The sequence below is a fragment of the Vibrio bivalvicida genome (assembly GCF_001399455.2).
Lineage (GTDB): Bacteria > Pseudomonadota > Gammaproteobacteria > Enterobacterales > Vibrionaceae > Vibrio > Vibrio bivalvicida.
In genome coordinates, this window is sequence record NZ_LLEI02000083.1 from 15,059 (window position 1) to 35,730 (window position 20,672).

Annotated in this window: 12 protein-coding genes; 4 read left to right on the forward strand and 8 right to left on the reverse strand. The window is 43.3% G+C overall.

Annotation, left to right across the window (positions count from 1 at the left end; translation table 11 throughout):
• Positions 1 to 80: 80 nt before the first annotated feature.
• From APB76_RS20050 to APB76_RS20075, 7 genes are all read right to left on the reverse strand, one after another.
• Positions 81 to 4,922, reverse strand: coding sequence for an NAD-glutamate dehydrogenase (locus APB76_RS20050; RefSeq protein WP_054962444.1), 4,842 nt, complete (start codon positions 4,920 to 4,922; stop codon positions 81 to 83).
• A gap of 187 nt (positions 4,923 to 5,109) precedes the next feature.
• Positions 5,110 to 5,328 (reverse strand): DUF2835 domain-containing protein, encoded by a 219-nt coding sequence (locus APB76_RS22755; protein ID WP_074181740.1) that lies wholly within the window; start codon positions 5,326 to 5,328, stop codon positions 5,110 to 5,112.
• A gap of 97 nt (positions 5,329 to 5,425) precedes the next feature.
• On the reverse strand, positions 5,426 to 8,032 hold the full coding sequence (gene pepN / locus APB76_RS20055; protein ID WP_054962445.1) for an aminopeptidase N: 2,607 nt from the start codon (positions 8,030 to 8,032) through the stop codon (positions 5,426 to 5,428).
• Between the two features lie 217 nt (positions 8,033 to 8,249).
• Complete coding sequence (locus tag APB76_RS20060; RefSeq protein ID WP_054962446.1) at positions 8,250 to 8,912, reverse strand: hypothetical protein; 663 nt, start codon at positions 8,910 to 8,912, stop codon at positions 8,250 to 8,252.
• A 138-nt stretch (positions 8,913 to 9,050) separates the two neighbouring features.
• Complete coding sequence (gene prc / locus APB76_RS20065) at positions 9,051 to 11,048, reverse strand: carboxy terminal-processing peptidase (protein WP_054962447.1); 1,998 nt, start codon at positions 11,046 to 11,048, stop codon at positions 9,051 to 9,053.
• Between the two features lie 17 nt (positions 11,049 to 11,065).
• Positions 11,066 to 11,695, reverse strand: coding sequence for an RNA chaperone ProQ (gene proQ / locus APB76_RS20070; RefSeq protein WP_049844053.1), 630 nt, complete (start codon positions 11,693 to 11,695; stop codon positions 11,066 to 11,068).
• A gap of 100 nt (positions 11,696 to 11,795) precedes the next feature.
• Entirely contained in the window at positions 11,796 to 12,269 is a 474-nt protein-coding gene (locus APB76_RS20075) for a GAF domain-containing protein (protein WP_054962448.1), read from the reverse strand.
• Positions 12,270 to 12,369: 100 nt separating this feature from the next.
• On the opposite strand from APB76_RS20075, the gene APB76_RS20080 reads away from it, so the two are divergent.
• The 4 genes from APB76_RS20080 to rsmF all read left to right on the forward strand — a co-directional run bounded on the left by APB76_RS20080 (position 12,370) and on the right by rsmF (position 19,612).
• Positions 12,370 to 14,166, forward strand: a complete 1,797-nt coding sequence (locus tag APB76_RS20080) for an ABC transporter ATP-binding protein (protein WP_054962449.1) — start codon at positions 12,370 to 12,372, stop codon at positions 14,164 to 14,166.
• A gap of 33 nt (positions 14,167 to 14,199) precedes the next feature.
• Positions 14,200 to 15,456, forward strand: coding sequence for a paraquat-inducible protein A (locus APB76_RS20085; RefSeq protein WP_049844050.1), 1,257 nt, complete (start codon positions 14,200 to 14,202; stop codon positions 15,454 to 15,456).
• Positions 15,449 to 18,082 (forward strand): PqiB family protein, encoded by a 2,634-nt coding sequence (locus APB76_RS20090; protein ID WP_049844049.1) that lies wholly within the window; start codon positions 15,449 to 15,451, stop codon positions 18,080 to 18,082. The genes APB76_RS20085 and APB76_RS20090 overlap by 8 nt, the downstream gene beginning before the upstream one ends.
• A 108-nt stretch (positions 18,083 to 18,190) precedes the next feature.
• A complete protein-coding gene (rsmF, locus tag APB76_RS20095; RefSeq protein ID WP_074181741.1) occupies positions 18,191 to 19,612 on the forward strand; it encodes a 16S rRNA (cytosine(1407)-C(5))-methyltransferase RsmF in 1,422 nt (473 codons plus the stop codon).
• A gap of 184 nt (positions 19,613 to 19,796) precedes the next feature.
• Here the strand turns inward: rsmF and APB76_RS20100 are convergent, their stop codons facing one another.
• A complete protein-coding gene (locus APB76_RS20100; RefSeq protein ID WP_054962450.1) occupies positions 19,797 to 20,630 on the reverse strand; it encodes a CvfB family protein in 834 nt (277 codons plus the stop codon).
• Positions 20,631 to 20,672 lie beyond the last annotated feature (42 nt).

The following is a 20,672-nucleotide window of genomic DNA, read 5'->3' on the forward strand; positions in this document are numbered from 1 at the left end:
CCGAAAGAAAAAAGCCCCGTATAAACGGGGCTGTATTATTCAACGTTTTACCGAATAATTCAACGAATTATAGCAAACGTTTACTCATTCGCACTGCAATTAAGGTTAAGCAGCATAAGTTCACGTAGCGCAACGGAGAATTTTGCAAACTCATGTACTGAACCGACCTTGAATTCATTGAGAATATTTTCCCAACGATGCAAAGAAGTTTCATTGGTTTCGATCCAATCATCTAGCGCTTTCATCACATCAAGATCTTCCGGTGCACAGCCACAACTTAGGACTTGACCTGTTAGTTGACGCTGCTGCCAATCAAGATCTTCACGGAAAGCCGCTCTTGCCAAGGCTTGCCAATTGTTATCTACCGCCTGACCATTAATCTGCTTCAAGAACCAATGTAGCGATAAACGATCACCCAAGTTGTAGTACAACTTAGCGGTTTGCTCGACGGTTTTGCCTTTTTCACGAGATACTGTTGATATATCCAGTACTGAATAGAGACTAGACAAACGGGCTACATAACTTGCGACTTCAGCTTTAATACCCTGATCGATCCAAGCATTCGCCATTTCGTTATGTTCTTCCACTTCGGACGGTACAAGCATATCGTCTAAGTGTTCTTTTGTCGTATCAACATCTGCTTGGTATAGCTCAATCAAATCTTTGACTGATTGACGACCAGTACGATTACGCAACAACCAACGCGAAAGACGGCGAAGTGTTCTACGCACGTAGAAGATCATATCGTATTGCGCTTGCGTCGATGCCTCGTTGTCAAGCGAACGAACTTCTTCAAGAACATTGCCTAAACCAAAGATTTCACGTGATGCAGTATACGCATTGGCGATATCAACAACACACGCCCCCGTTTCTTCTTGGAGACGAGTGACGAAGTTACAACCCATCTCGTTAACCATTTGATTAGCAAGAGCCGTTGCAATGATTTCAGCACGCAGTGGATGATTGTCCATTTGTGAAGAATAGTTACGGCGTAACTCGGTTGGAAAGTAGCTAACAAGCTGCTGTGCATGAAACTCATCTTTAGCGATATCTTCATGGACTAGCTCTTCTTTCAGAACCATTTTACCGTATGCAATTAGTACCGACAGCTCAGGACGAGTCAGTGCCATACCCTGTTTTTCACGTTCAAGTAACGTTTCATCATCAGGAATGTATTCTAGCGCTCGGTCAAGGTGCCCCGCTTTTTCCATCGTGTGAATAAAACGAATTTGCTCCTTAACGAGAGAAACACCTTGCTGTTCCGTGACAGAAATAGACTCAGCCTGGCAGTACGCATCATCAAGAACGATCACTCCGACTTCATCTTCCATCGATTCAAGGATCTTATTCCGCTGCTTAACAGTAAGATCACCATTGGCCACTAGACCATTTAAGAAGATCTTAATGTTGACTTCGTTATCCGAGCAGTCAACACCACCAACATTATCAACAAAGTCGGTGTTAACACGTCCACCAGTAAGCGCATATTCGATACGACCAAGCTGAGTCATACCTAAGTTACCACCCTCTCCGACAACTTTCGCTTTCAGATCGCGACCATCAATACGAAGTACGTCGTTGGCACGGTCACCGACATCAGTATGTGTTTCAGAAGAAGCTTTAACGTACGTACCGATACCACCATTCCATAAAAGATCCACTTCCATAGACAGTAACATCTTGATTAGATCGTTTGGTGCGACTGAAGACTTCTTGGTACGCAGCATCTTCTGAATTTCAGGAGTCAATGAAATCGACTTGGAACGGCGAGAGAAGATGCCGCCGCCTTTTGAAATTAGTTTAGCGTCGTAATCTTCCCAACTAGAACGTGGCAGATTGAACAAGCGATTTCGCTCTTCCCAAGTCGATGCTGAATCTGGATTAGGATCGATAAAGATATGCATGTGGTTAAACGCAGCTTGTAAACGAATATGCTTCGACAAAAGCATACCGTTACCAAATACGTCACCAGCCATGTCACCAACACCAATAGCGGTGAAATCTGTAGTTTGGCAGTTGATGCCCATCTCACGGAAGTGTCGCTTCACTGATTCCCAGCCACCTTTCGCGGTAATGCCCATCGCCTTATGGTCGTAACCATTAGAACCACCAGAAGCAAAAGCATCGCCTAACCAGAAGTTGTATTCTTCCGACACTGAGTTAGCAAGATCTGAGAAAGTAGCAGTACCTTTATCTGCGGCAACAACCAAATATGGATCATCTTCGTCATGACGAACCACATTCTTCGGATGAGCCACTTCACCTTCAATAATGTTGTCTGAGACATCTAGTAATGCGCGGATAAAACGTTTGTAACAACGTTGACCTTCAGCAAAGATCTCGTCACGGCCACTCAACAAAGGCTGACGCTTACAGACGAAACCACCTTTTGCTCCCACAGGAACAATGACCGTGTTTTTAACCTGCTGCGCTTTCACCAAGCCAAGAATTTCTGTGCGGAAATCTTCTTGACGGTCTGACCAACGTAAACCACCACGTGCAACCTTACCCCCACGTAGGTGAACACCTTCAATATCCGGTGCATAAACAAAGATCTCAAATGCTGGTACAGGTTGAGGGATCTCTGGGATATCACTTGGTTTCATCTTAAGTGACAACCACGGCTTAGGTTGCTTGTTCTCATCTAACTGGTAGTAGTTGGTACGAAGTGTTGCCGTGATCATTTCCATGTAGCGGCGGAGGATGCGATCATCATCCAAACTTTCTACATGATCGAGCTGCTCGGCCATCTTAGCAATAAGATCATTTTGACCTTTTTGGCTGCCTTTAAATTTCGGCTCGAAACGCTTGGTAAATAGATCCACCAGCCCTTTTGCAAGGTCTGGGTAATGATTTAGCGTATCTTCGATATATTGTTGACTGAATGGGAAGCCCACTTGGCGCATGTAACGTGCATAAGCACGAAGAATTGAGATTTCGCGCCCAGTTAATGATGCACCCAGTACCAGTCGGTTGAAGCCATCACTTTCTAATTCACCTGCCCAAATCGCTGCAAAAGCCTGTTGGAAACGATCGCGAGCTTCGCGAAGATCGACCGTTTTCTCACTCTTATGCAGCATTGAGAAATCTAAGATCCAATAGACTTGACCGTTGGCCTTACGCACTTCGTAAGGCGATTCACCAATCACGCGTAACCCCAAATTCTCAAGCATTGGCATTACATCTGATAGGTGAATGGGTTCGTCACGGTGATAAAGCTTTAATCTTACTGATTTAGAATCTGCCCCTAGCTCTTGCGGACGATAGAAAAGCATACCAAGTTTATTGTCATCACTTAGCTTCTCAAGACGTTCAATATCTGCAACTGCTGAACCTGGCAAAACATCTTCTTTGTATGAACGAGGGAATGCACGTAGGTAATCTTTAGCAAGCGGTAGACCTTTACTCTCACCAAAGTTTGCCACGATCGCTTCTGATAAACGATCATCCCAATTTGAAGATGCTTCCATTAAGTTTTGCTCAATCGTTTTAACGTCGACGTCCATGTTGTTGTTGTCAACACGAACAATATAGTGAGTTCTAGCTAGCGGGCTCTCAGAGAAATAGGTGGTGAACTCAACTTCTTGTTCACAACCAAAGTACTGTTGAAGAATACGCTGAGTTTGACGACGCAATTCTGTGTTGTAACGATCTTTAGTAACGTAGACCATACAACTAAAGAATCGTCCAAATGGGTCTTTACGAACAAACAGACGCAATAGATCACGATCTTGCATCTGTACTACACCCATCCCCACTTCTAACAGTTCTTCTTCTTTTGCCTGAAGAAGTTCATCGCGTGGGTAGTTTTCTAGAATATTGTGGAGTGCTTTATAAGAGTATGACCCTTCGCGATAACCACTTGCTTCAAGGATACGTTCAACCTTTTCACGAATAAGTGGAATTCCGCCTACACTTTGGTTATAGACAGCAGATGTATAAAGACCAGTAAAACGGTGCTCACCGATGACTTTACCGTTCTTATCAAATTTCTTGATGCCAATATAATCCGTATATGCTGGGCGATGGATGCGAGATGCACGATTCCCTTTAGTAACAATAAGTAGGAATGGCTTTTTCGCCTCCAGACGAGCAGAGTCTGGGAAGTCAGATAACTTAACTGTGCGTACACGCTCTCGATTCGCAAACAGACCTAGGCCTTTGTCAGGTGTCGGGCGAAGTTCTGTGTCACCATCCACAGAAACAAGGTCGTACTCTTTATACCCCATAAACGTGAAGTTGTGATTCCCCAACCAACGTAGAAATTGGATCGACTCATCATAGCGATCACGCTGGATCTCTACCTTTCCTTGTTGCGCTACTACCTGACCCGTTACCTCTTCGAGTTTTTCAACCATTAGTAACCAGTCTTGAACAACTAATCCAGTGTCATTCAAAATACTAAGAAGCTCAGCTTTCAGTGAAGCCATCTCTTCTTTAGAACTTAAGCGGTCAACCTCTATATGGAACAGTGACTGAAGTGCACCTTCCCCTTGATTGATCGCTGTTATTTCGCCTTTTGCTGAACGGCCAATTTGTGTTGGTCCATGCAGCATCAAGTGTGATGAAAGATCCAAACGGCTTAACGCCATTTTTGTTGAGTCAACCAAGAACGGACCATCAGGCACAACAATCTCTACGATTGTATGGGTCGATTGCCAGCCTTGGCGACTTACAGTTGGATTGAATACTCGAACAGAAATATCGTCAGCTTTTTTCTCGTTGATATGGTGCCAGAGCGAGACTACGGCACCGTACAAATCGGATTCGTTACGCTCGACTAAATCGTCTTGAGAAATGTTGCTAAATAAATGTTGAGCTAGTTGGGTGACTAGGGGTTGATGAGCAAGCTCGAGTTTGTCTTGAATAAGCTGATACACTTTTTCAAGCAGAACCGGCATCAGTGTTTCACGCGCGGTCATAATCACACTCCACAATTAGAATTGTATGTTTTTTGGGGGTTGTTGTAAGCATAGTGCTTAACACGGGTAATGCCGCTTTATTGTAAAAGCTTTATTGATAAATAGTTAATTCTTTTGGGAGTGGTTGGAGGTGAAATGTTTGAGAATGTGACTAAGGTTCTATTTAAACTTCTATAAAATCAGTTGCTCACAGAAGTTCTAACTTTAGAAACTTATTATTTTGGTCAGTTGTTAACCTGAAGCGCCCTTTTAGCCCTATTTGACTAAGAAAAGGCCTGAAACGCGATGCAGGCAATTGTAAGCGTAACCCTTTGTCTGTAACGACTAAAACGTTACTAGCGGCACCGTTATAGTGTGCCAGAAAAGTTTGATAAGAAATGTTAAGACTGAAGTAATACTGATTCATACTGTGGTCAAAAATGTAACGATTATTGCAAGAAAACAAAACTACTGTACAAATAAACAGTAGCACTAAAAAGTGCTACTGTTCTAAACGATGTTGATTAAGACTCCAACGCTTTAGTCACTTTCTCAAACAAATCTTTCGCTAGATCATCCATTGCTTTGAGTGTCTCAAGTTCCGCTTTGATTAAAACCTGACGCTCTTCATCATATTTACGATACTTCAACAAAGGATCAATTAAACGCGATGCGACTTGTGGGTTGCTACTGTTTAATTCACGTAAAATCTCACCAGCGAACTTATAGCCTTCTCCCGATCTAGCATGGAAGCGAACAGGGTTCATATTCAAGAATGAACCAATTAAACTGCGAGTTCGATTAGGGTTTTTCAAGCTGAATGCTTCGTGATTCATAGTCTGTTTAATGACTTCTAGGACATTTTCCGCAGGGCTTGTCCCTTGTAGTGCAAACCACTTATCCATGACCAAGCCATCATGCTTCCACTTGTCGCTATAATCAGCCATCAGTGTTTCACGACATTCAAGCTGGGCACTATTTGCAGCGCTCATGGCTGCAATCGTGTCTGTCATATTATTTGCGTCAGAATACTGCGCCTTAACCAGAGTATTGCCCTGTTCTGTGTAAGCCAGGTAACCTAAAGCTGTATTACGCAATGAACGTTTGCCAATTGCAGCATGTTCAATTGTATACTCGTGCTGTTTATAGCTGTGATAAATTGCACCTAGTTCATCTTCAAGCTCAGTTGCCAAAGTTACTTTGATTGCTTTCAACACAGCTGCTACCGCATCCACATCAACCTGTTTGTACCAACCGCTCACTTCATTGTGGCTTGGTAACGACATCATTTCAGCGATAAATGCAGGCTCTAACTCTGTTGAAAGTAGCACTCCTCGGAATGCATCAATCACTTCTTGCGACAATTCAACTTTATCACCCGCTTGCACTTTTTCTACATTGCTAAGAATGTATTTAGCTAACAGCATCTGACCCGCGTCCCATCGAGCAAACTCGTTGCGCGAGTGCACCATCAAGAAGATCAGTTCGTTGTCAGTGTAACTATATTCCAATTTTACCGGAGCTGAGAATTCACGAAGTAATGAAGGGACTGGACGTTCAGGCACCTGCTCAAAGACAAATGTCTGTTTAAGCTCTGTCACATCAAGCACATTACCAACCTGCTTACCGTTACGGCGTAACTTAATCACATCACCATTTTGCGCGTACAACTCAACGTCAAATGGAATGTGAAGAGCCTGCTTTTGAGCTTGGTCTTGAGTCGGTTCAGTTGACTGCTCAATAGTTAAAGAATAAGTCTGCTCAGATTTACTATACTCACTGCTAACTTTAACTGTTGGTGTACCGGACTGGCTGTACCATAAACGGAACTGCTTTAAATCAACACCAGAGGCGTCTTCCATCGCTGCGACAAAATCTTCACAAGTAGCTGCTGTTCCATCATGACGTTCAAAGTAAAGCTTCATGCCTTTTTGGAAGCCGACTTCACCTAGCAAGGTGTGCATCATTCGAATGACTTCGCTGCCCTTTTCGTACACTGTTAGTGTGTAGAAGTTATTCATTTCAATAACTTGCTCAGGGCGAATCGGATGTGACATCGGGCTCGCATCTTCCGCAAACTGAGGACCGCGAATAATACGTACATTGTTTATACGGTTGACTGCGCGTGAACCTAGATCAGAAGAAAACTCTTGGTCGCGGAAGACGGTTAGGCCTTCTTTCAGGCTCAACTGGAACCAATCGCGACAAGTGACTCGGTTACCAGTCCAGTTATGGAAGTATTCGTGGCCGATCACCGCTTCAATACCTAGGTAATCAGTATCCGTCGCTGTTTTTTCGTTCGCCAATACAAACTTCGAGTTAAAGATGTTTAGACCTTTGTTCTCCATGGCACCCATGTTAAAGAAATCGACAGCAACAATCATGTAGATATCAAGGTCGTACTCTAAACCAAAACGCTCTTCATCCCACTTCATCGAATTGATAAGTGATGTCATTGCGTGCGGCGCGCGATCTAAGTTGCCTTTATCGACGAAGATTTCCAGCTCAACATTACGACCAGACTGAGTCACATATTTGTCGCGCAGAACATCAAAGTCACCAGCAACAAGGGCAAATAAATAAGCAGGTTTAGGATGCGGGTCTTGCCACTGAACCCAATGACGACCGCCTTCTATCTCACCTTCAGCAATACGGTTGCCGTTGCTAAGCAAAAACGGATACTCTGCTTTGTCGGCAATCACTTTCGTAGTGTACTTTGCAAGAACGTCTGGGCGATCCATATAATAGGTGATACGTCGGAAACCTTCCGCTTCACATTGCGTACAGAATGCTCCACCTGATTTGTACAGTCCTTCAAGGGCGGTATTCGCTTCAGGGTCTATCAAAGTAACAATAGATAATTCAGTTTGTTCAGGTAGCTGGTGGATCTCTAAAGCGCCTTCCACTTCTTCATAAGCTGTCCAAGCTTCACCATTGACGTGAATGCTTTTCAGTTTTAGAGCTTCGCCTTCTAAGCGCAGCGTTGTAGAGTCTTTGAGTTGTTTAACCTGCGAAACAGCCGTAACGGTTGTTTCGTTATCATATAGGTCAAACGTAAGATCAATATCAGTGATAGTATGAGATGGTGACTGGTAGTCTTTGCGGTATTTGGCTTGAGGAGTCTGAGCCATGTCTAAATCCTTCTGACTAAATGCATTTGGAAAACATACTAAACTTAAACGCTAGTATGCTAACAGCGCGAGAAAATCAACGCTGACGAATTGCGTGTTAGCTTACAACTCTAGATGAAAAAAAACGAGGCTCTGTTAAGAAATACCTCGTTTTTTGTCTATTGTTGATGTAGAACTCAAACAATTTGTCTAGATAGTCGTCAAACCTCACATTTATCTAGCGTATTCGATCGAGTACCGCATACAAAGACCCTTCTTCCATTTCTAATGTAAGCGTATCTTTGTTGAGTGTATAACGAGTTTCATGTTCGCCATTTTCGTATAAGAGAACAAGATGCTCACCTTCGGTATAATAGACACCTCGGTGTATTGCTTCATCCCCCTCGTCATTGCTCACTCTAAACATAAACACAAAATCGGGTTGGAGAATTAAGTCCAATCTGTGGACGTCATTCGACAAAGCTTCGTCACCTTCGAAATGGGCACTAGACCACATACCCGCTAAAGAATTTGATAGTGCTTTAGTGAAAGTCACACCGTTTAAGTTCAGTAGATTGTGATTTGCTGCATACTGGTAAACTTGGGGTTCAGAAGTGTCTAAGCCAAGAATGATGGTATCTTCATTTGCAGTGTATAACCCTTCCCAATGATCAACCGAATAGTCTCGTTTTTGGATATCAATTTTAAAGCTATAGTTTGAGTCAAGCGTTAACTTAATCGCCAAAAAGTTTTCTTGTGATTGCTCGGGGTCGGGATTAACCAAATACCAATCACCGAGTAAGAATGGGTGGTCGAACTGCGTCAAATCACTGTTGTCACGAACACCATTACCTAGCACTGAGAAGCTAAACATTAGCGATATCAAAACAATCAATCTCATAGCGTGCTCCTTACCCTTTTTCTTTAAGCTTAGGCACACAAAGTTTATTTGGCGAAAAAATTGATCTAAATCACAATAATTATTTGTATAAAAAAAGCGAACCTAACTAGGTTCGCTTTGCTAAAGTGATGATTAGTTTTAAGATTTAATCAAATCAACCATAATGGCGACCGACTCGTCCAAATATGCATCTGGCGCTTCATAGTCTTTAGGCACATCATCCAGTGATTTAAACAATTCTTTACCTTGCGCTTTTTGTCGTTCATTAATTCTTGCTAAGCGCCTTTTATCAGCTTGTTCACTTTCAGCCTGACGAGTTTTCTTATTCAAAGATAAGGTGTTGTCGTCTTTTTCGGCTTTGTACTTAGCAATGTCTTCAGCAATAAACCCAAACTCCATGTCGCTGGTAATACGTGCTTCATGTTTGGTCGATAACTGTTTAATTAATTCATCATTACGCTGTAACATTTCATATTTAGCTTTATCAATGCTATCCCACGGCAATGCATTATCTTCAACGCTTTCACCTGTTTCGCTTGGTTCAACCGCGGTTGGAAACGCAATATCAGGAGCAACGCCTTTGTTTTGTGTACTACCACCATCAATTCGATAGAATTTTTGAATGGTGTACTGAACGTAGCCAAGCTCTTTATCGAACAGGTCATAGATCTTACCAAGAGTTCGATGCTGTTGTACCGTTCCCTTACCGAAAGAGTTTTCACCAAGAATGATCGCACGGCCGTAATCTTGCAATGCAGCGGCAAAAATTTCTGAGGCTGATGCACTATTACGGTTGATAAGTACCGTCATTGGTCCGGCGTAACTGATTTGATCATCAAAGTCACCTTTCACGTTCACCCGACCGTAACTGTCACGAACCTGAACAACAGGGCCACTCTTAATAAACAGACCAGTCAAAGCTGACGCTTCAGTCAATGCACCACCACCGTTATTACGTAGATCAACGATAATGCCATCAACTTTCTTACCTTTTAGCTCAGTTATCAACTTATCAGTATCTTGGGCAAGTCCTACATAAAAACTTGGAACCTCAAGTACACCAATCTTCTTGCCACCTTGCTCAATGACTTCTGATTTAACTGCGCGATCTTCTAAGCGGATTTTATCTCGGACTAACGTAATCACCGTCGCTTTGGCATCTTTTCCTTCAGGCAAAATCTGCAAATTGACCTTGGTACCTTTCGGCCCTTTGATTAGTTGGACAACATCGTCTAGTCGCCAACCAATAACGTCTACAATTTCCTCTCCGTCTTGGCCGACTCCGATAATGCGATCGCCTTCACCCAGTTGCTTACTTTTAGACGCTGGGCCACCAGCGACCAAAGAACGTATAACGGTGTAATCGTCCGTCATTTGCAATACTGCCCCAATCCCTTCCAGAGACAGGTTCATCTCCGTTTGGAATTGCTCTGCATTGCGAGGAGAAAGATAACTAGTATGAGGATCAACTTCACGTGCGAAAGCATTCATATAAAACTGGAACACATCTTCGCTATGCGTTTGGCTAAGCCTTTTCAGCGCATTATTGTAACGCTTGCCTAGTACGTCTTTGACTTCGTCCCAGTTTTTACCTGTTAGTTTCAGATTAAGCGCATCGTACTTAACTCGTTTTCGCCAAAGCTCATCAAGCTCAGCGGTATTTTCTGGCCAAGCTGCTTCACTGCGATCAAGCTCAATACTTTCGTCAGTATCAAATTTCATCTCAGTGTCAAGGAGTTGAAGCGCATGAACGAATCGCTCGTAACGACGTTTCATCGACAAATTATACAGTTCAAAGGCAAGTTGAGTGTCACCAGACTTTAACTGTTCATCGACGGAATCTTGCCATTTTGAGATGGCATCGATATCAGCTTGAGTAAAAACGTTCTTGTTGTAGTCCAATGACTCTACATATCGCCAGAAGATCTTACGCGATAGCTCATCATTGAGTTTGATATGTTTGTAGTGGGAACTGGTAAGCTTTTCCTCGACACGCTTACTTGCAGTGGCGTGTTGTGCTTCCGGAGAAAGGACTGGTAAGTCCTCTAGGGTAATCTTTGCTTCTAGAGCATAGGCTGAAGAAGCTGCTAGCAATAAGCTAGCAGCGATCAGCGACATTTTTGAACGGCATTTCATGCGTAGGAGTATCTCCTTTATGCGCGTAGGTGCTCCGCTTTTACGACCATTTGTAGGCCGTTAGACAGTTGAACACGCACATCTTCCTTATTGATTTCAACGATAGTCGCAGCCATGTTTCCTTTACCCATATTTACGTTTACTTGATTACCAACTTTTACTTCGTCAGCAGTCAAAGCACGCGTTTCTACCGGCTTATTGGCTTTTTGTACTTTATTCTGTTGTGGGCGACGGCCTTGTGGCTTCTTCGCCGCAGGCTTAGCTTTCGCTTTACCTTCTTCACGAGCTTTCTGTGCTTGCTCTTTACGACGAGCTTGCACTTTTGCTTTACTCTCAGCCAGTGCTGTTTTCGCGTGTTCTACGTGTTCTTCATCTAGCTCACCTGCTGGGTTACCATCTAAATCCACACGCACTGCACCTGGCTTTACACCGTGAAGGTAACGCCATGATGAAGTGTATTGTCTTAACGCTGCGCGAAGTTGAGTTTTGCTTACTTTTGGGTCGTCAGTTAAACGCTCCGCAAGATCTTGAAAAATACCAATTTTAAGTGGCTTTGCTTCACCTTCTAAAGTAAAGCACTTAGGGAAACATTCAGCAATATATGCGATAACTTCTTTGCTGTTTTTTAACTTTTCAGTGTTTTCCATGAGGATTCCTGGTTATTGCGGCTTGCCCGCGAGCATTAAGAATTAAATATTTGAGGTATTATAGTGACCTGCAAGCGAAAAACCACACTCAATAGACAATTTATGTCTTGATAGCGTGTGAATTAAGCAGCTTTTCTACTTCGCTCATCAAAAAAATCAGTCCTTGCTCGTCAATTTCATTAAATCGTCCAACATTAGGACTATCAATATCGAGTACACCAGCAATTTCACCACCAATTGAAAATGGAATCACTATCTCAGAATTACTTTCCGCATCGCACGCAATATGGCCTTCAAATTCATGAACGTCATCGATGCGTTGTACCGTGTTGGTGGCTACCGCAGTACCACATACACCACGACCTATAGGAATACGCACACAGGCGGGTTTGCCCTGGAAAGGCCCAAGAACCAGTTCACCCTCATTCATCAAGTAGAAGCCAACCCAGTTTAGGTGCTCTAACTCCATATTAAGTAAGGCGCTGACATTAGATAAATTGGCAATCAGGTCTGTTTCTGATTCGATTAATGCAGCCGCTTGCTTGGTTAAGCGGTGGTAATGTTCTATGTTCATTATTACATCCTTTTCTCGTGACCTTTTTAAAATTAGAGACTTCTAACATAAATCTACGTACAATCGCCGCAAACCATAAATAGTAAGCATTCTCATTATAATGATCGATAATCCCAACACTATTAGCCGCTCTTGGTTGATAACTCAAGTAAAAAAACACAAGTCGAAACTGATACTTGCCAACATCGTCGCGCTTTTGGCGACGCTAATTAGTGTTCCAATTCCTTTATTGATGCCGCTTATGGTGGATGAAGTCCTTCTCAATCAGCCTGGCAAAGGCTTAGAAGCGATGAATTCACTATTGCCTAGCGAAATGCAAACACCCACGGGATATATCGCACTGACCTTACTCTTAGTCATCATCATGCGCAGCGCCAGCCAAGCGCTGAGTATTCTACAGAGCCGTCAATTTACTTTGGTATCAAAAACTATCACGTTCCAAATGCGCAGCAAAATGATCGATAAGCTTGGTCGCATTAGTATTCGTCAATACGAAACACGGGGAAGTGGTGGCATAAATGCTCATCTGATTACCGACATAGAAACGATTGATCAGTTTATCGGTTCAACTTTGAGTAAGTTCCTTATTAGCTTGCTTACTGTGGTTGGTACGGCGGGGGTGCTCCTGTGGTTAGATTGGCGCTTGGGCCTGTTCATTCTTCTAGTTAACCCTGTCGTTATCTATTTTTCTCGTAAATTAGGCAGCAAGGTTAAACATCTTAAAAAACACGAAAATCAATCTTTTGAGCGCTTTCAAAATCGATTAGTCGAAACGCTCGATGGTATCTATCAACTGCGCGCAGCAAATCGAGAACGTGAATTCCTTAATGAACTGAAGGATCAAGCTAACCAGATACGTGTTGATGCAGACAAGTATGCGTGGCAATCAGAAGCCGCGGGAAGAGTCTCATTCTTACTATTCTTATTAGGCTTTGAGCTGTTTCGGGCCGTAGCGATGCTGATGGTGCTGTTTAGCGATCTAACCATTGGCCAGATATTTGCCGTATTTGGTTACTTATGGTTTATGCTTTCTCCTGTACAAGAATTGCTCGGTATACAGTTTTCTTGGTACAGTGCCAAAGCCGCTTTGAAACGCATCAACGCCCTTCTCGATTTGGAAGAAGAACATCGGCCAATAAGCAAAGTCAATCCATTTACTGATGAGCGCGAAGTCGATATTGAAGTGAACAATGTTACCTTCTCTTACAATGAAGAAGTAAAGGTACTTAATAACTTAAACCTAACCATTCCAGCGGGCAAAAAGGTGGCACTGGTGGGTGCAAGCGGTGGCGGTAAATCGACACTTATACAACTTCTTATCGGCGTATATCAGGCCGACTCAGGTACAATACGTTTTAACGGGCAAACTACTGATGATATCAGTTTTGACATAATTAGAGACCAAATTGCTGTTGTATTACAACAGCCTATACTATTCAATGACACTTTAAGGCATAATCTGACTCTGGGCTCGACCTATGATGATTTACAATTGTGGCGTGCTCTAGAAATTGCACAGATGCAAGATGTCATTAGTCAATTAAGTGACGGATTGGAAACGCAAATTGGTCGTAGTGGTATCCGTTTGTCTGGTGGTCAAAGACAACGATTAGCGATTGCACGCATGATACTGAGTAATCCAAGGTTCGTTATTTTAGATGAAGCAACATCAGCGCTTGATACGGCAACTGAAGCAGCATTGCACAAAGCGTTAACCGAATTTTTAGAAGGGCGAACTACACTTATTGTAGCGCACCGATTATCTGCAGTGAAACAAGCAGACTTAATTTACGTACTAGAAGATGGACAAGTTAGCCAAGCTGGTACGCACGGAGAGTTGGTTGAACAACAAGGCTTATATCAGACACTTTATGGCAACGTGCAATCACACAGTTAGCCAATACATCACCGTCTTATTTGGGGAGGAACAATGAGTCCTTCTCAAATGCATGCCCACTCTTCTAAACCGACTTCAGTTAGGTTATGTGATGGCTGTGAGCTACCCGTAGACCTTGTTGAGGTCGAGCGAGGAAAAAGTGCTCATTGTCCTCGTTGTAACACTCACCTCTACCGAGGAGGCAAGCCTTCTTTATCTGGCGACCTAGCACTTGCAATCACCTGCCTATTGCTTTTTGTCCCTTCGCATTTTTTCGATTTCATTAGCATCAGACTGTTCGGAGTCATGATACCCGCAACCCTACCCGCTGGCATATTCACCTTATTCCAAGAAGGCTATGCCATGCTCGCCTTGTTGATCTTTTTCTGTAGCTCTATCGCCCCTTTCTTGGTGTGCAGCTCAGTCGTAGCTGCCCACATTGGCCTCAAGTATCGCCAGTTCAAAGTACTTAAAGCATCGTTGGCGATCGTTCAGCATCTGAAACCCTGGGTGATGATTGATGTCTTTTTAGTCAGTATTGCCATCTCTTGTTTCAAGTTGCAGGACTATTCTGATATTCACGTAGGAGTTGGCCTAATTGGCTTACTGCTTTTACAAGTCGCGACCGTTTTGCTCATTACCCGCGTCAGCGTACGCCGGTACTGGGAGGCGTACGATCCTGAGTCTCACTATTCGCCTCACGAGAAAAAGCTACACTGTCACCACTGTCATCTATCTCAACCAGATGGTACAGTGTGTTTACGCTGCCTTAGCCCAATACATCATAGAAAACCCCGTTCAATACAAAAAACGTGGGCGTATCTCATTGCGGCCACGGTCGCAATTTTCCCTGCCAATCTAATCCCTATTTCGATTCTTCTCACCAATGGGAAAAGACTTGAGGATACTATTTTTTCCGGTGTCGCCTCTTTGGTAAAGAGTGGTATGACGGGAATCGCTATCATTATATTTGTCGCCAGCATTGTCGTACCTGTCGCTAAAATTCTTGGCCTATCGTATCTTCTATTAGCAATTCAGTTTAAACGTAAGGTCTACCACAAGCATAGAATGACCATCTACTTCATTATTAAGTGGATTGGTCGATGGTCTATGATGGATTTATTTGTTATTTCCATCATGATGACATTAGTTGATCGAGGCCAAATCCTTGATTTTACACCCGGGTATGGCGCTGTTGCTTTTGGTATTGTTGTCATATTAACCATGCTGGCAGCTGAAAGCATGGATCCAAGGTTGATTTGGGATAACTACCCAGATGAAAACAAAAACAATGAGTCACTAAATGAGTAATCCATCTCCGACACAAAACTCTTATTCGCCACATATCAAACGCAATAAAGGTCTATCACCTCTTTGGCTGTTACCTATATTGACGATGATATTAGCGGGATGGCTGGTGTTTAAAGCGGTTCAAGATGCCGGACAGCGAGTACAAATCTACTTTTCAGATGCGCAAGGTCTCATCGCAGGAAGAACAACTATCCGCTACCAAGGCTTAGAAGTCGGGATGGTCAAAGACATCAATCTAGCGGAAGATCTGCAAAGCATTTATGTTGATGCAGATATTTACCCTGAAGCGACCAAGCTCCTGACCAAAGAAACTCGCTTTTGGATGGTAAAACCTACGGCTAGCCTATCAGGTATTTCGGGATTAGACGCTTTAGTTTCGGGCAACTATATTGCGATCTCTCCGAGTAGTAACCCATCAGAGCCAGAAACTGAGTTTACCGCCTTAGAGCGCGCCCCATCAGATTTAATGGCCAGCGAAGGTCTAAATATCTCATTAAAGGCCCTTGATCTGGGGGGGATATCTGTTGGTTCGCAGATCGTTTATCGTAAGATTCCGATAGGCGAGGTGTACAGCTATCAATTACATTCCGATTCAAAGCATGTCCTTATTCAGGCTTCTATCCAAGATGAGTATCGACACATCATCACGGATGACAGTCGTTTCTGGAATGTGAGCGGCGTTGGTGCAAATATTGGTTTTGCGGGTGTTGATGTCCGCCTTGAAAGCTTAAGCGCACTGATTGGGGGGTCGATTGCTGTTGACTCCCCAGATGGTGGCGCACCTGTAGCTGATAACACGGAGTTTAGACTCTATCCTGACATTAAGACGGCTGGACGCGGTATCGCTATCAAAGTAGCACTGCCTGATGACAACAACATCAGTGAAAACGGCGCACCGATCATGTACCGCGGTATAGAAATAGGCCAAATCACCAACCTAGAGCTAAGTAACGGCCGCGAAAGCATCATTGCCTCTGCCGCCATTCAACCTGCGTTTAGCGACATGTTAAAAACTGAAAGTAAATTTGTCCTTGAAGAAGCAAAAGTGTCTCTTACTGGCGTTGAAAATATAGCCAACATCGTCAAAGGTAACTTCTTGACCATTGTTCCAGGTGATGGAGAACGTGCTCGTAAGTTTAGTGCAGTTCGTAAAGATGAGTTTAACCGACAGCAAGAGCGTTCTGTTGCCGTACATTTGATTGCGGACAATTCATTCGGTTTAGATCAAGGGGCACATATTCTATACCGTGGCATAGGTGTGGGCTCTGTTACTCAGGTTCGTCTAGTTGGAGACAAGGTTCAACTCGACGCGTTAATTGATAGCAATTATGCTCATTTAATCAAATCGCAAAACCGCTTCTTTGTCACCGGCAGTGCAAGTGCTGAATTAACCGAGTCTGGGCTAAACATAACAGTCCCACCGGCTAAGCAACTCCTTACTGGTTCGATTAGTTTTGTTAGTGAAGGGCAAGATAGCGCGCAAGAAGAATATCGCTTATATCCAAACAAATCTCTAGCTGAACTGGCAAAATACAATATATCGGGTTCTACAAAACTGACACTTTTTGCCAACGAGTTACCACCGATTAGTAAAGGTAGCCCGCTGCTCTATCGCAATCTGCAAGTTGGTAACGTATCGGACTTTTACTTGGTTGATGGCGGCGTGATCATTTCAGCAAGCATCGAGAACCAATACAAACACTTAGTGACCGAACAAACCGTATTCTGGAATCGTTCAGGAGTTGAAATTGATGCTAGCTTAGCAGGAATCAGTGTTAAAGCGGCGCCGCTAAAATCACTGATCCAAGGAGGTATCGCCTTTGACTCTCTACCTGGTGTCGACAATATTCAAAATGACAAATGGTTACTGTATAAAGACTTCAAAACAGCGCGGAAGTTTGGACAAGTCATAACTCTTACACTTGACGGTGAAAATTCTCTGTCAGAAGGCACGAGTATTAACTATAACGGTGTTAAAGTCGGTGAAGTCACTCTCGTTGTACCTAACTTCAATCGTAAGAGTGTTGAAATTAAGGCGCGTATCCTCCCAGAGTATACCGATACCCTTGCTGTTGAAGGGTCTTACTTCTGGTTGCCTAAAGCTGAACTTGGTTTACAGGGTGTGAAAAATATTCAAAACCTACTGGCGCAATCAATTAGCGTACAGCCAGGTAAGGGTGAGCAACAAAGCCAGTTTAAATTACATACTAATGAGAAAGTCATTCAGGGTGTTTCATTCACTTTACAAAGTGAATCAAAAGGCTCTATAAGTGCGGGAACTCCTGTACTTTATCGCGACATCGAAGTGGGTGAAGTCACTCTAGTTGAACTTGGCGAATTCGCTGATCGCGTTGTTTCAACCATTGTTGTCGATCCCAATTACGCCTATTTAGTTCGTCGAAATAGTGTGTTTTGGAACACATCAGGGGTTGATGTTTCTATCGGACTGACAGGTGCAAATATTAAAGCTGGTACGCTTGATAGTATAGTGCGAGGAGGCATCACTTTCTCTACTCCCGAACAAAAGCAGTTGGAGCCCGCCGCAGAGGATGGCCAGTCATTTTACCTATATGCGAAAGCCGAAGATGGCTGGAAAGAATGGCGCACGGCGATTCCTAAACCATAGATGCCCAAACAACCTCTACAATAATCCTAATAAAACGCAGCCTAATCGCTGCGTTTTTTATATTATTTGGCTATAATCACCGACCTTTAAGCTAGTCGAGACAGAGCCTTGCACCATAACGTTTATTTGCCAGAAGAGTTCCTCTCTGAAATTGAATCTATTCTCCCTAACCATTTGAATATGGATGATTTCGTAGCAGCTTGTCAGCGCCCTCTTCGCAAAAGTATTCGAGTCAACACCTTAAAAATATCCGTCGACGACTTTCTTGCCCGAGCTAAAAGCAAAGATTGGCAGCTTGAGTCTGTTCCTTGGTGTAGTGAAGGCTTTTGGATTGAAGCAGATGAGACGGACATTCCCTTAGGCAATACGGCAGAGCATATGTCAGGCCTGTTCTACATTCAGGAAGCCAGTTCCATGATGCCTGTTTCCGCTCTATTCAATCAAGATGATAAATTCAACAGCGTGCTTGATATGGCAGCGGCACCGGGGTCAAAAACGACTCAGATAGCAGCTTCAATGGACAATCAAGGCGTGTTGGTTGCCAATGAGTTTTCCGCTAGCCGTGTGAAAGTTTTGCACGCTAACATAGAGCGTTGCGGGGTTCGCAACGCCGCGTTAAGTAACTTCGATGGCCGTGTTTTTGGAGGCTGGCTACCTGAGCAATTTGATGCGGTTCTTATCGATGCTCCTTGCTCTGGTGAAGGGACAGTAAGAAAAGACGCAGATGCGATGAAAAACTGGAGCAAAGCTTCGGTTGTCGAAATCTCTGATACTCAAAAAGATCTTATCGAAAGCGCGTTTCACGCTTTAAAGCCTGGCGGGGTAATGGTTTATTCCACCTGTACTTTAAGCATTGAAGAAAACCAGCAAGTTTGCCATCACCTAAAAGAAGTGTTTGGCGATGATGTAGAATTTGAAAGCCTGAGCGATCTATTCCCACAAGCGGACGAAGCCCTGACAGAAGAAGGCTTTCTACATATTTTTCCACAAGTTTATGACTGTGAAGGTTTCTTTGTTGCACGCATTCGCAAAGTCGGCTCTGTTGAAGCACCGAAAGTGAAAAAACGTTTAGGTAAGTTTCCTTTTGAAAAGGCCAGCGCTAAAGTTCAATCTGATATCTTTACACAGCTCAAAGCAACACTTGATATTGAACTGCCACAACAATCTTCAGTGTGGTTGCGAGACAACGATGTGTGGCTATTTCCAACCCAGTTGGAACCAATGTTGGGCGAGCTACGTTTCTCGCGCATGGGCATAAAGATCGCAGAAGCACATAAAAAAGGCTATCGCTGGCAGCATCAAGTCGCGACGGCTTTGGCAAAAGGTAATGAAAAAACCGCCATAGCACTTTCAGTTGATGATGCCAGAGAATGGTTTATGGGTCGTGATGTCCGCCCTGAAGGTCTTTCAGGAAAGGGAGAAGTTATCGTGACATTCGGTAACGATGTGATTGGTCTCGGAAAATGGGTAGGAAATCGAATTAAGAATGGTTTACCACGCGAACTGGTAAGAGATAAAAATCTATTCTAATCCGTAGAACAATAGTATGAAATTCTATAAGAGCCTAGCTAATTCCGAATCTTGAACTACAATTTAGGTATTGATAAAGTTGGAAATTCAAACAGTTAGCGCAGGCTCTTATAGAGCCCTTCCCCTAGGCCCAAAGCAGGATCAGCGATGGGCCTTTTTTTTGGGAAGCGGTGTCTAGTATTAGCTAAGCGAGACGAATGCCTTCTTTGTCAATGATAATTTTGCCTTGTTTGTACAAACCACCGATAGTTTTCTTGAACGTACCCTTACTGGTGCGAAAAGCAGCAAAAATTGCCTCTGGTGAAGATTTATCATTAAGAGGAAGGAACCCACCTTTCTTCTCTAATAAATCTAATACTTTTTGGCTTAAGTCGTCCATTTTGCCAACACCGACTTTCTGTAATGAAAGATCAATCTTGCCATCTTCACGTACACTCTTAATGTAACCCTTAAGCTTTTTGCCAATAAATAGCTTACCGAAGACGTCTGATTTAAAGATCATGCCCCAGTGTTCACCTTCCACAATCGCTTTAAAACCAAGATCACTTCGTTCAGCAATAATCAGATCCACTTGCTGATTGCGGGTGTATTTAGCTGGCGTTTTATCTAACCACTTATTAAATTTGGTTGTGCCGACAATACGCCCTGAAGCTTTATCGCTATACACATATACCAAAACACTCTGCCCTGCGGCAAATCGTGCGCGCTGCTCACTAAAAGGAATTAGTAGATCTTTGCCTTTGATCCCCCAGTCTGCAAATGCACCGATTGAGTTAACACCTTCGATTTTCATCAAACCCCACTCACCCACCTGAGCAATTGGGGTTTCAGTTGTGGCGACTAACTGACTGTCAGAATCGAAATATAAAAATGCATCTAAAAAATCACCTACTTCGACGCCCTCTGGTACAAATCGATTTGGCAACAGTGTTGTACCGTAATCACCAGCGTCAAGAAATAGGCCAAAATCTGCTCTTTTTACTACTTCTAAGTGGTTAATCTGACCAACTTTAATCATTTCAACTGTCTCTTGTTAAATTTGCGGTGATTATAACGAATC